The organism is Pseudomonas sp. PDM22 (assembly GCF_014851965.1).
In the GTDB taxonomy this organism is placed as follows: domain Bacteria; phylum Pseudomonadota; class Gammaproteobacteria; order Pseudomonadales; family Pseudomonadaceae; genus Pseudomonas.
In genome coordinates, this window is sequence record NZ_JACVAR010000007.1 from 19,987 (window position 1) to 33,091 (window position 13,105).

A 13,105-nucleotide genomic window follows, 5' to 3' on the forward strand; every position below is an offset into this window, starting at 1 on the left:
GGCTATTTCCCTCCCTTGATTGTGCTGCTAGTGGGTTTGAGGTCTTGGGGAATCACGCTGCGCTTGGCCTCGGGGACGATGAAGTGGCCGTCCTTGAAGAGGCTGTTGGCGTAGGTGAGTACGTCGCTGAGGTCCGCCGTCGTGCTGGCCTTGCCCTGGTAGGAGCGCGGTTTGCACACCAGCTGGACGGCGTAGCTGCGCACCACGGCGGGGGACACCGAGTAGTTGGCCGAGGCCGCCGAGGGCGACTCCAGCGCGGTGCAGCGGGCGTTGCCGGGGGACTGCGCGGTCATCGGCAGCGGCGGCAGGCCGGGTTGCTCCGGCGGTACCGGGGCGAGCGGACCGGTGATGGTCAGAGCGCCGTCCCTGAAGCTGACGCTGTAGTTGTTGCCGGCGCTGAAGGCCTGGTTCTGGCTGATGGCGTAGCTGCCGGCGTCCTCGCCGGGAGCACGCAGCAGCGAGCCCTGGGCGATCGAGGCCTGGTCCGTGCCCTTGAGGCCGCTGACGCTCCAGGTCAGCGTCGGATCAGCCGCACCGTGCATCTTGCTCTGGTTGTCGGCAGTGACCACCAGCGGGGCGGGAGTGACCTGCAGGTTGCCGTCCCTGAACACCATGCGGTAGTTGCCGCTGGTGAGGGTCACGTTGCCCTGGGTGATGGCGTAGCCCTCGGGCGTGACGTTCTCGCCGGAGATGCGCGCCAGGCTGCCGGTGGTGACCGAGGCTTGGGTGTCGCCGTGCTTCAGGCCGCTGACGCTGTAGGTGAGCGTCGGGTCGAGGTCGCCGTAGACCTTGGTCTTGTGGTCGGCGGTGACGGTCAGCTCGGCGGGGGTGATCGCCAGCTTGCCTTCGTTGAAGGTCAGGATGTAGTTGCCATTGGCTCCTACTGTGCCCTGGCCGATGACGTAGTTGCCGACGTTCTCGCCGGCCGCCCGCGAGGCCTGGCCACTCATGACCGACTCTTTCGTGTCGCCGTTCTTCAGTCCATTCACCCGGTAGGTGAGCGCTGGATCGATCTCGCCATAGACCTTGGAGTGGTCGTCGAAGTCGATCTGCAGCGACGCCGGGGTGATGGTGAAGGTGCCTTCCTCGTAGTGGAGGATGTAGTTCTGGGTGGTGCTAGTCAGGTCGCCTTTCCCGATGGCGTAGCCACCGGCCTTCACATCTTCGCCGGCCTGGCGAGCCACGTTGCCGCTGAGCACGGAGGCTTTGTCATCACTATGCTTGAACCCAGTGACCTGGTAGCTGAGCGTCGGGTCGACCTCACCATATACCTTGGTGCTGTCATCGGCGCGCACCATGAGGGTCGCGGGAGTGATGGTGAAGGTGCCGCTGTCGTAAGTGAGGATGTAGTTCTGAGCAGCCTTGCCGGTCAGGCTCAGGGTGCCCTGGTTGATGGCATAGCCGCCTTCCTTCACATCCTCGCCGGCTTGGCGCGCTAGCTGGCCGGCCAGAGCCTCTGTCTCCTTGTCAGCGCCTTTCAGGCCATCGACCTTGAAGGTCAGGGTCGGATCAAGTTCGCCGTAGACCTTGCCGTCGTTGTTCGCCGTGACGTTCAACTGGGCCGGAGTGATGTGCAACGTACCGTTCTCGAACTCCAGGATGTAGTTGCTGCCCTGACCGTTGTTCAGGCCCAGGCTGCCCTGGTGGATCGTGTAACCGCCGGCCCGGACATCCTCGCCGGCCTCACGGCCTATGGCGCCTTTAATAACAGATGCCTCCGTATCGCCGTTCTTGTAGCCGGTAATCACATGGCTCAGGAGAGGATCTGCATCGCCGTAGACCTTGGTTTGATCATCGGCCTTGACGGTCAACGTGGCGGGGGTGATGGCCAGGTTGCCATTGACGAAGGAGAGGACGTAGTTGCTGTCCCCACCTACCGAAAGGTTGCCTTGGCCAATGCTGTAGTTGCCAACGTTCTCGCCGGTAGCCCGAGAAAGGTCACCGCTCAGGCCCAGATTTGCTTCGCTGTCAGAACCCTTGAATCCGGTCACGGTGTAGCTGAGAGTCGGGTCTAAATCGCCATAGACCTTGGTGTGGCTGTCAGCAGTCACTTCGAGGGTGGCCGGGGTCACCGTGAAGGTGCCGTTGGCGAAGCTCAGTACGTAGTTCTGACCCTTGCCGCTGGTGAGGTCGACGTCACCCTGGCGGATGGCGTAGCTGCCGACATTCTCGCCAGCATCTCTGACCACACTGCCTGCAACCAGCTGATCCTCGGTGTCTCCGTTCCTCATGCCGGTCACGGAGTAAGTCAGTTTGGGGTCAAAGTCGCCGTAGACCTTGGTGCTGCCATCTGCAGTGACCACCAGAGTCGCCGGGGTGATCGAGAAGGTGCCTGCCTCGTAGTGCAGGACATAGTTTTTCCCGGCCCCACCATTGAGGTCTACAGAGCCTTGGTTGATGCCGTAGTTGCCGACGTCCTCGCCGGCCTGGCGAACCAGGGAGCCGCTGTTCATCACATCAGCTTCGACATCATTGCCCTTCAGGCCATCGACACGGTATTTGAGGGTCGGATCAGCCTCACCATAGACCTTGGTTTTGCCATCTGCGGTGACGGTCAGCGTGGCGGGGGAGATGGTGAACACGCCATCCTTGAAGTCCAGGATGTAGTTCGAGCCAACACCGCCATTGAGATCCAGAGTGCCTTGGCCGATGCCGTAGCTCCCCACGTTCTCGCCAGCCTGACGGGCCACGGAACCACCGTTGAGTACGGAAGACTCTGTGTCAGTACCCTTAAACCCAGTGACCACATGAGAGAAGGTCGGATCGGCATCGCCATAGACCTTTCCATCGTCCTTGGCGTGTACGGTCAACTTGGCCGGGATGATTGCCAATTGGCCATCGACGAAGGTGAAGATGTAGTTGCCTGATGCTGCATCTGTCAGGCCTACGTTGCCCTGCCCAATGCCATAGTTGCCGACATTCTCCCCGGTCTGGCGGGTGAGGGTGCCACTAACCACATCAGCTTCCTGGTCGCCGTTTTTCAGGCCGCTGATCTTGTAGGTGAGTTCTGGGTCAACGTCTCCATAAACCTTGGTATGCGAGTTGGCCTCAACCTGCAAGGAGACAGGAGTGATGACGAAATCTCCGCCTGTGTACTGGAGGATGTAGTTCTGCCCGGCGGCACCCGTGAGGCCCACGGTTCCCTGGTTGATGGCATAGGTTCCAGCGTTCTCGCCAGCGTCGCGGACGACCTGGCCACTGACCAGATCCTCTGCCTTGTCATTTCCTTTGTTGCCGGTCACCTGATAACTCAGCTTTGGATCAAGATCGCCGTAGAACTTGGTCATGCCATCAGCTTGCACTTTCAAAGTCGCCGGAGTGACAGTGAATACCCCGTCCTCAAAGTGAAGGATGTAATTCTGCGCAAGTTCTCCAGTCATTCCAAGAGTGCCTTTGTTTATTCCATATGCACCGACGTTCTCACCAGCCTCTCTGGAAATGGAGCCACTCAGAATGCTGCTCAGACTGTCAGTTTGCGCAAGCCCGGCTACAGAATACTCAAGGAGTGGATCAGCATCACCGTAAGTCTTGCCGGCGTCCAGCGCACGAACTCGAAGTTCAGCTGGCGTGATGGTGATTTGACCATTCATTAACGAGACTGAGTAGTTGTGCGCTATCGAAGGATCAAGATTGAAACTTTCAATCTGATTGACATAAGACCCAACGTTGGTTCCTTGACCAGAGATTTTTACCGAATCATTTCTGATCGTGTCGCCATTCATGAGGCCTTGAGCAGTGAACCATGGGGCGGCGTGCGACATGCCGTCGTAGACGTATTGCGCGCTACCGGCCGTGAGAGTCAGCGGAGCAGGAGTGATAGTAAGCAGGCCATCCAAAATCCGAACAGTGTAGTTTGCAGATTTCGAAGGATCTAATGTCACACCATTGATCCTGGTGACATATGATCCTACGTCTCTGCCCTGTCCCGACAGGACTACATTCTTAATAACAGCCTCGTCACCAGGAATCAGCCCATAATAAGCATAACCATTAACAGACTGAGTGGTTCCGTTATATACGTAGTATTCATTTCCGGCCTGCATGACAAGTTCGGCAGGCACTATTTCAAGCTTCCCGTCAACGAACTTGAGGGTGTAGTTTCCACCTAGCCCGTTGTTTAAGCCCAACCCACCCTGGTTGATGGCGTATCCACCAGGAGTCACATCCTCGCCAGACTCCCTGGCTAGTGCTCCGCCATTTAAAATATCAGCACCAGTCTGTCCAAGCTTCTCGCCGGCTACTTCATAATCTAATGTCGGATCTACAGTGCCATACGTTTTGGCTTTGTCTTTAGCAGTGACAGTCAATTCAGCAGGGGTCACTGTCAGTTTCCCAGTGCCATTGTTGAGTTCATATCGTTTTTGCGCAAACGACCCGGCAGCCAGGCCACCCTTGATGTCGTACTGCCCGACATTCGATTGCTGGGTAGCCGCAGTAGTGGGCTCAGACTGAGTGATGCCGGTACGCCCAAGCATCCGGTCGACGTAGTTGTCGATGCCGCTGACTTTCGAAGCCTGGGTGTTCTCGGTCAGGGATTGCGAGAGCGGTGGGTTAGCATCGCCATAGGTGCGACTGGCATCAGCCGGAGTGGCGGTGACAGTAGCCTTGTTCGAGGTGATCTGGACGTTCTGTGCAGTCCTGTCCTGCGTCCTGAGGAATTGCACCTTGGCGTTTTCGTAACGGGCATCGTTGGTGGTGTTGCTGCCGTCGTTCATCAACCAGCCGATCTGCGCCAGCACCGAGGTGGTGGTGGAGCCCAGCTTGATCGCCAGTTGCTGGGAGGACTGGGTCTGCTCGTTGTACTGGATTTCCGCCTGCAGCTGGGCGCCGGGGATGTAGTCGCCGAGCACACCCCAGTAAGGTTTATTCGAAGAGTCCGAAGTGGTGCCGGCGACTGCTACGCCACCCACGCCAGACAGGGAGAAACCCACTGGCGCGCTCACTTCTACGCCGTTGCGAAGAACCTTGGTCAGGCCATCCTTCGTGCCATCCGGGATGAACTGCCATTGGACGTTGTTGGTGTCTCTGAAGCTGAGCCCATTGACCAGGTAGTCTGAGCTGTCCAGATAGGTGAGCAGGGTTGCGGGGCTGATGGTTCTCCCATCACGCCCGGTATAGCTGGTGGCCTCGAAGATGATGTAATCGAACTGCTGCCCGCCAGCACTGAGGGTCACACTGCGATAGGTTTCATTGGCGTGTTGATAGGACGTGATGTTCTGCGAACCAACCACAGATAGGGTGTAGGCCTTCACCCCGGTCAATTGCTCTCCGGTGTAGGGCGCCGTGACGGTGTCGGTAGTGATGGGTTCAGCGCCAGTGGCATTTGTCTGCGTGAAGCGGAAGATACCGTTGCTGGCCTGGCCTGCCAGTGTGCCGGCGTAGTTCAGCCCGCTTTCCATGCGCACGCTCGCCCCATCCAGGGCGACCTTGTCGCCGATCAGTGCGGTGTTGTTGTCCTGGAAGATCGATGCGGTGTCGCCGGTTTTCAGCCAGGCCACACCGGAACCGACATCGATGATCGCGCGCTTGTTGTAAGCCGCGTCCCCCGTGGCGCTTCCGGCGTTGTCGATCAGCCGGATGTCCCCCGTGGCGCTGATGTAGAGGTTGCCATCCTTGAGCAGGATCGGCGCACGGATATTGACTGCACCACTGGTGCGGGTCTTGTCCGTCCCGGTATAGGCGGAGACCGTACCTGCGTTGCCTGAGGAAATCAGGGCGAGAGTAGATTTGCTGGTTCGCCCGTCGTTGTTAACGGTCGCGAAGTTGGTGGCAATGATCGGGGCGTTGACGTTCAGGGTGTCAGTTGCATAGATCGTCACATTGCCTTGAGCCAGGCCGTTGACGATGGCGCTGGCAGCCACCGAGCCCTGGCCGCTGCCATCGGTGTCGGTCGCCTCGATGTTGACCGTGGCCGGGTCCAGCAGCCAGGTGCCGTCAGCCGTGCTGCCCTTGGTGGAGACGTTCGCGTCGGAGGTGACGGTCAGCTGCTGGCCGGAGGTTTCCACCACACCGCCGCGCTGGCCACCCTTGGCGCTTGCCTGGCCGGCGAAATGGGTCTTGCCGTCGCTCCAGACCACTACCTGGCCGCCATCGGTCTTGCCGTCGGCCTTGAGCTGGGCGCCCTTGGCCACGGTCGTGTTCTTCGCCGCCTGCTCGGTTCCTTTGCCTTGATAGCTGCCACCTACCAGCACCTTGCCGCCAGAACCCTGGGTGCCGCTGGTGTCGATCTTCGCGGAGCCTGCGACATTCACCTCGTCGCCCAGTACCTTGATCTGTCCACCATTGACCCCGGTGGCGCTGATGCTGCCGGTGACGTTGGTCTTCGCCGAATTACCCAGCACCACGGTGCCGCCGTCGGTGGAGACGGAGTCGGCCAGCACATTACCGCCGACGTTGATCACCGAATCCAGGTGCTTGGCCGCGCGGGCGGCGCTCATCGCAACGGTGCCGTTGCCGACGTCGATTTCGCCGCTGTTGTGTACGCCGCCGGTGACGTCCGGGTTGACGCTGTCCTTCTCGCCGGGCTCACCGCTCACGGCGATGTTCAGCAGGCCGTCACCGTGGAAGTCCAGGGTCGCCTGCGGGCCGGTCGCCAGTTGCACCATGCCCTTGCGCGCCTGGATTACGCCGGCGTTGTTCACCTGGGCGCCTAGCAGGGCGACCATGCCGTTGTCATGCACGGTGATGCGGCCCTGGTTGGTCACGTTGCCGGTGAGCTGGATGTCCAGCTTGCCGCTCTCGGCGAACTGTTTAGCCTGTTCCTCGGTGAGGAAGCCGGCACTGGCGACCAGGGCGCTGGAGCTGATATGTGCCTTCGGGCCGATCCAGACGCCGTTGGGGTTCACCAGGATCAGCTGGCCGTTGGAGGTCACCGCGCCATAGATCTTCGACGGGTCGCTGCCGACGACGCGGTTGAGGGTGACGGACTTGCCGTCGGGCTGGTTGAAGGTGATGCGGTTGTCTGCGCCAACGCTGAAGCGCTGCCAGTTGATGGCGGTGCGCGCGCTTTGCGTGTTCACCGTCATCTCGTTGCCGTTCTGGCTGATGCTGCCGCTGCCGGAGATGATGCTGCCGCCCTGGGGGAGGGCGTCGCCGGCCATGACGGTCAAGGGGATGCCGGCGCCGGCCAGCGCCACGGCGATGCACAGGATGTGCAGCCGGCTGGGGCAGGTGCCGTGGGAAGAGGTGTGCGAGGGTAGGTCTTTCATGATGCTGCTCCATAGCGAGAGGGCTATGGGGCAAGCATCGGGTCAGGGCGCTGGCGCCCCCATCGGGGGTGCCTGAAAGCCGTGTAGTGCCCGCACTAGTGCGGGGAACTACTGCGCACAAGCTTGAGCTGGATCAATCCGGCGCTGGGTGGTTCGTCCGCGCTGCCGGTCTGGAAACTGCCCTCGAACAGCTGGCAGATCAGACGCACCAGTTCCAGGCTCGGACGCTGGTCGAGGCTGGCCAGGCGCTCGGGCAGATCGGCCTGCGGGGCAAGCGCGAAGTTCAGCCGCCAGATGAGCACGCCGTGGGCCAGGTTTTCCACGCTGGCCTGCACCTCGCGGACCTTCAGCGCGGAGCGTTCGAGTGAGAAGCGTAGCGCCTTGAGCAGGTTGCGGTAGCGCGCGAGATCGACCCAGGCAAACTGGGGCGCAGCGACGGGCCGCAAGGGCAGGTCGTCCAGCAGGCTGGCGGTCAGCTGGTTCAGCTCGCACACCTGCGGCGCTATCGGCTCGCTGCCCGTTTCGGTGCGCAGCAGTTCGCGCAAAATCAGCAGCTTCTCCTCCATTCTGCCGAGGCCGACGAAGGCGCCGGAGAGTGGTTCCTCTTCCGGGCGGTGCGCCACCGATGGCTGCAGCAATGCGTGCAGGTGGCGGATTTCGTCCAGCAGGTCGTCGAAGCTGTACTGCAGGTATCGCGCGCGGGTGGCGCGCAGGCCATCCAGATAGGCCTTGGCCTCCTGCAGGTGCTGTACTTCGAGTTCGTGTTCGGTGATATCGACGAAGGAGCAGACCACGCCGATGGATTCGCCGGAGTCTTCGCACAGCGGCACACCGATCAGGCGGATGATGCGATGTTCACCGTGCAGGGTGCAGGCGATCACCTGGGTGAATGGCTTGTCGCCTGCCGCGCCAGTGAGGAAGTCGCGGCGCGCCAGAACACCATCGGCTTCATTGACCACGCCCATTTCGAACATGCGCGACCCCAGCAACTGTTCCTCGCTCTTGCCGTAGACCTGCAGGAAGTTGCGATTGCAGGCCAGTAGCTCGCCTTCGCGGCTCCAAAGGCTGATGGGGCTGGGCAGGATGTCGAACAGCCGCGCGAGATCGCGGGTCTTGCTGGACGGTTCTGCCGGCGCGCGCACCAGGCTTTCCACCACATTGTTGCTGAGCAGGCCCTTCACCTTGGCGGCTTCGACCAGGTCCACCAGCGAGTCCGTCTGCGTCTTCTCCAGCAGGCGTGCCTTGTAGGTGCTGACGGTGCGGTCGCTGATCGCCAGTTCTTCGGCGATATCCTTGACCCGATAGCCCTGCGAGAGGTAGTGCAGGACCGTCAGCTCGCGTGGGGTGATGTGCTCGTCCGCGCCCGGTGCGTCGCCACCCGGATGCGGCGCCTGCGCGGGGAAGACCTTGCGCCCGCCGAGCACCAGGCGCACGGCGTCGTCCACTTCCTCGGGGCGGTCGCCCTTGTGCGCGAAACCCCGCGCGCCGGCTTCCAGGCAGAGTCCCTGGTAGTGGGCGGCGGGCAGGTGGGTGAAGACCAGGGTCTTCTGTTGCGGCCAGTCGCGGTGCAGCCGTCGCAGCAATTCCACGCCGCCCAAGCGCGGCAGGTCCAGTTCGAGGATCAGCAGGTCAGGGTGCAGGTGCTTGATCACGTCCAGCGCTTCGCGGCCATCGCCGACTTCGCCGACCACCTCGTGCCCGGCCGCCTCCAGGCGCTGGCGCAGGGCAGCGAGCATGAAGGGTTGCGGGTCGGCAATGGCGATGCGGCTCATCCTGGGGCTTCCTGCACTGGGGGGTGCAGCAAGGGTAGTCCAGTTGGCGAAGTATCAGCTGGCGCAGGTCAACGGCAGCAGACTCAGCGCCGCGAGATAGAGGCCCAGCCCGAAGACCGCGTGGGTTATCAGGCTGTGCAGGCGGGCCCTGGCCGGGCTAGCGGTCCTGCTCGCGGCGATGCCCAGGCCCAGCGCTGGCTGCATCAGCAGGAAGGGCATCGCCACGGTGACCACGCCGAAGAGCAGCGCCGGCAGCAGGCTCGGCCGGCACAGCCAGTCGCTGCCGGCCAGCGCGACCAGGGCAAGGGCGAAGACGATCCCGGTGAGGTAGTGGATCGCCCAGCCCAGCGGGCGTTCGCCGGAGATCGGCGCGGCCTTGCCGATGGCGGTGTGACGGAACCGCCCGCGCGGCATGTGGCCGACCCAGCGGCCGACCAGGGCATAGTCCAGCGAAGGCACCCCTAGCAGATGCCGGCGCAGGACGGTCCAGCCGTCCATCAGCAGGGTGGCGCCGATACCGATGGCGATGGCGGATATCAACGTGGGAAGCAGGGCAGAGAGCGGCATGGCTGGTTCCTTCGAGTGGGTCGATGGAACCAGCATCCCGGTTCAAGTGGACTTGAGGTCAAGCCTCGCGGGCGATGCGCTGGCTCAGCCTGGACCCCAGCACATAGAACACCCCGCCGCCGACGATGAAGGTGGCGAGCATGACGAACACCCAGTGCGGTGCGAACAGCGCGAGGAAGAAGCCCACCAGGATCGGCCCGAAGGCGCCGCCGAGGTTGGCCAGGTTCTGCGTGCCGTAGTACACGCCGCGCAGGTGCGGCGGGGCGATGCGGTCGATGAACATGTACTCGGCGGGGATCACGATGATCTCGCCCAGGGTGAACACCACCATCGCCAGCCCCCAGTGCACGAGGCTGTGGGACAGGCCGAAGCCGACGATGCCGAGCACGAACAGGCCCAGGCCGACGATCAGCCAGCGTTGCAGATGCTCGTTGCCGATGCGCTTGCCCAGCAGGTACTGCAGGGCGATCACCGTCACCGCGTTGACCCCGAGCAGCGTCTGGATCACCTGGTAGGCGTATTCCGCTGTGCCGGTGGCCACCAGGTACTGCGAGAGGTAGGCGGAGAACTGGCCGAACACCACGGCGGTGAGCACACCGCCGATGGTGAAGTACATCAGCCGGTGGTCCTTGGCCAGCACCCCCATCACCGCGATGAACGAGGGCGGCGCCACGCCTTCGGCCGGGCGCATGCCACGGTCGCCGTAGCGCGCGAAGGCCAGCAGGAACAGCGCGCCGAGGCTCGCCGAGAGCACGAAGGGCAGGTGCTGGCTCCAGTGCGCCAGGGCGGCGCCGATGAAGGGGCCGATGGCGTAGGCGAGGTTGATCAGGGTGTAGCGGATGGAAAACGCACGGCCCTGCTCGGCGGCCGGCAGCAGGCGGCCGAAGATGGTCTTCACCACCACGTCGGTGACCGAATAGGCGAAGTTGAAGCCCAGCAGGAACAGGAAGAACAGCCACAGCTGGGTGGTCAGCAGCATGCCGGCAAAGGCGGCGACGAAGCAGGTGCCGAAGCCGAGGATCAGGCGGAAGCCGGGCAGGCGGTCGATCAGGAAGCCACCGTAGAGGCTGAGCAGCGAGCCGCCGAACAGCGCGCCGCCCATGATCAGGCCGATGCGGCTGACGGGCAGGTCGAACTGGGTCGAGAGGTAGATCACCAGGTAGGGCAGGGTGATGGCACGGCCCAGGGTGAGCAGAAAGGTGCCGCTGAGCAGCAGGTTGACCTGTAGCGGATAACGCTTGAGCGCGGCGAGCATTCCTTGCCTCGGCTGACAGTGGGAGCAGGTAGGCTCCCGATCCTATCAGCACCAGCTTGGTGCATGGCAAGCGCCGGTGGCCCTGACGGGGCCCCGGCGTGCCCGCTGCGTCAGGTCCCGGGCTTTTCCCTGGCGCGCAAAGCCTTGACCGTCTCACCACCTACGCCCCAGCTGTCGGTGGGGATTTCCTGGATCACCACGAAGGTGCTTGCGGGCGGTTTGCGCAGGACCCGTTCCAGCAGTTCGGTGACACCTTCGATGAGCTGGCGGCGCTCGTCGGCGGTCACGCCTTCGTCGGTGACCTGGATGTTTACGTAGGGCATGGCGGTTCTCCGTTGTTGTTGTGAGGGTTGGCTTACCAGACGCCGGTGGTGGAGCCACCGTCGACGTTGAGGATGGTTCCGCTGACGAAGGTCGAGTCGGTCAAGTAGAGCACCGCGTCGACGATATCCTGCGGGCTGCCGATCTCGCCACTGGGGGCGAGGCCGCGCAGGAAGGCGCGGGTGCCTTCGTCATCGGGGTGCAGCGGGGTTTCGATGATCCCCGGCGCCACCGCGTTGACCTGCACGTGGGACGCCGCCAGCTCCAGGGCCAGACCGCGCACCGCGCTGTTCAGCCCGCCCTTGATCAGCACCGGCAGCAGCGCCGGCACCTTCACGTTGGGTTGCATGGCGATGGATGCGGTAATGCTCACGATGTGCCCCGAACCCCTGGCAGCCATGTGCTTGGCGGCGGCTTGCGACGGGTAGAAGAAGCCCTTGAGGTTGGTGTCGACGATGGCCTCGAGTTCTTCCTCGGTGTAGTCGCCTACCGGCTTGGCGATGAAGATGCCGGCGTTGTTGATCAGGATGTCCACCTGGCCGAAGGCTTCGATGGCCTGGGCGAACAGGCGCCGGGCGGTGTCCGGCCGGGCGATGTCGCCGGCCACGGCGAGGAAGTTGTGCGGGTTGCCCAGTCTGGCGGCGGCTTCCTCGAGGCGGGCCTGGGTGCGGGCGTTGCCGACCACGTTGTAGCCGCGCTCCAGGTAGGCGCGGGCGATGGCGAAGCCGAGGCCGCTGGAGGCGCCGGTGACGATGACGGTCTTGCTCATGGTGATCTCTCCGAGGGTGGGGCGGGGCGGGGGTGCCCGCGTCTTGGAGGCCAATCTAGGCTGCAATCGCGACTTGAAAAATGAGGTTGACGGCATTTGAATTGATACCTCATGTAATCAATAGAGTCGCGCCATGACCCGCCATTTCGACGATCTGCAACTGGGCAGCATCGAGCTGTTCTGCCTGGCTGCGGAGACCGGCAGCTTCACCGCCGCCGCCAACGAGGCAGGTATCACGCCCGCGGCGGTGAGTCGTTCGGTGGCGCGGCTGGAAGAGCGCCTGGGTGTGCGCCTGTTCGTCCGCACCACGCGGCAGATGCGCCTGACCGATGACGGCCGCACCTACTTCGAGCAATGCCGGCAGGCGCTGACCCAACTGGTGGATGCCGAGCGCGCGGTCAGCGGCGGCCAGAGCATCGCCTCGGGGCGCCTGCGCATCAGCGTGCCCACGCCCTACGCGCATTACCGGCTGTTCCCGCGGTTGCCGGAGTTCCGCCGGCGCTACCCGCAGGTGCAGGTCGAGGTGCATGTCAGCAACCGCAATATCGACTTCGCCAACGAGGGATACGACCTGGCCATCCGTGGCCGCGACCCGGCGGACTCCAGCCTGGTGGCGCGGCGCCTGGAGGAGGCGGAGAACGTGGTGGTAGCCACGCCCGAGTACCTGGCGCGTGCCGGTACGCCGCGGACGCCGGAAGATCTCGTCGCGCACGAGTGCATCCAGTTCGAGCTGCCCAGCAGTGGGCGGCGTGTGCCCTGGTCCTTCCGGGTCCACGGCAAGCTGGTGGAGATCGAGACGACCGGTAGCCTCACGGTGCTGGAGGATTACCTGGCCACGGCGACCCTGGCCAAGTGCGGCGGCGGGTTGATGCAGGCATACCGTTTCACCGTGCAGGAAGAACTGGAGCAGGGCGAGCTGGTGGAAGTGCTGAAGGACTACGGCCAGACGACACGGCCATTCCTCCTCATCTACCCCTACGCGCGCCATGTGCCGTCGCGCGTGCGGGCCTTCATCGAGTTCATGCTGGAGGCGCTTAACGACGGTGAGTCCTCGTAAGCGGGCCATGTTAAGCGGGGCATGCCCGCGATCGCGCGCATGGGGCTCTCCTACAGGTTGGCTACATCCCTCCGCCAGCCATGCGAAGTCTAGTCGCGAAATAAGATACGAAGTATTCGCATTTACAAAGAATTTACATCTGCATACACTTTGGCT

General features: G+C 63.0%; 7 protein-coding genes. 1 reads left to right on the forward strand and 6 read right to left on the reverse strand.

Annotated elements, in window-relative coordinates:
* Positions 1-2 precede the first annotated feature (2 nt).
* From IB255_RS30860 to IB255_RS23470, 6 genes are all read right to left on the reverse strand, one after another.
* On the reverse strand, positions 3-7,208 hold the full coding sequence (locus IB255_RS30860; protein ID WP_225594986.1) for an MBG domain-containing protein: 7,206 nt from the start codon (positions 7,206-7,208) through the stop codon (positions 3-5).
* A gap of 95 nt (positions 7,209-7,303) precedes the next feature.
* The gene (locus tag IB255_RS23450) at positions 7,304-8,980 is read right to left on the reverse strand and encodes a response regulator (protein WP_192210914.1); all 1,677 of its coding nucleotides are present in this window, start codon (positions 8,978-8,980) and stop codon (positions 7,304-7,306) included.
* Positions 8,981-9,034: 54 nt separating this feature from the next.
* Complete coding sequence (locus IB255_RS23455; protein ID WP_192210915.1) at positions 9,035-9,547, reverse strand: DUF2938 domain-containing protein; 513 nt, start codon at positions 9,545-9,547, stop codon at positions 9,035-9,037.
* A 58-nt stretch (positions 9,548-9,605) separates the two neighbouring features.
* Complete coding sequence (locus IB255_RS23460) at positions 9,606-10,802, reverse strand: MFS transporter (RefSeq protein WP_192210916.1); 1,197 nt, start codon at positions 10,800-10,802, stop codon at positions 9,606-9,608.
* A 110-nt stretch (positions 10,803-10,912) separates the two neighbouring features.
* Positions 10,913-11,125 (reverse strand): tautomerase family protein, encoded by a 213-nt coding sequence (locus tag IB255_RS23465; protein WP_081520855.1) that lies wholly within the window; start codon positions 11,123-11,125, stop codon positions 10,913-10,915.
* A 32-nt stretch (positions 11,126-11,157) separates the two neighbouring features.
* Entirely contained in the window at positions 11,158-11,892 is a 735-nt protein-coding gene (locus IB255_RS23470; RefSeq protein ID WP_151186921.1) for an SDR family NAD(P)-dependent oxidoreductase, read from the reverse strand.
* A gap of 133 nt (positions 11,893-12,025) precedes the next feature.
* On the opposite strand from IB255_RS23470, the gene IB255_RS23475 reads away from it, so the two are divergent.
* Positions 12,026-12,949: a LysR family transcriptional regulator gene (locus tag IB255_RS23475; RefSeq protein WP_192210917.1), complete on the forward strand. Its 924-nt coding sequence runs from the start codon at positions 12,026-12,028 to the stop codon at positions 12,947-12,949.
* Positions 12,950-13,105: the final 156 nt, after the last annotated feature.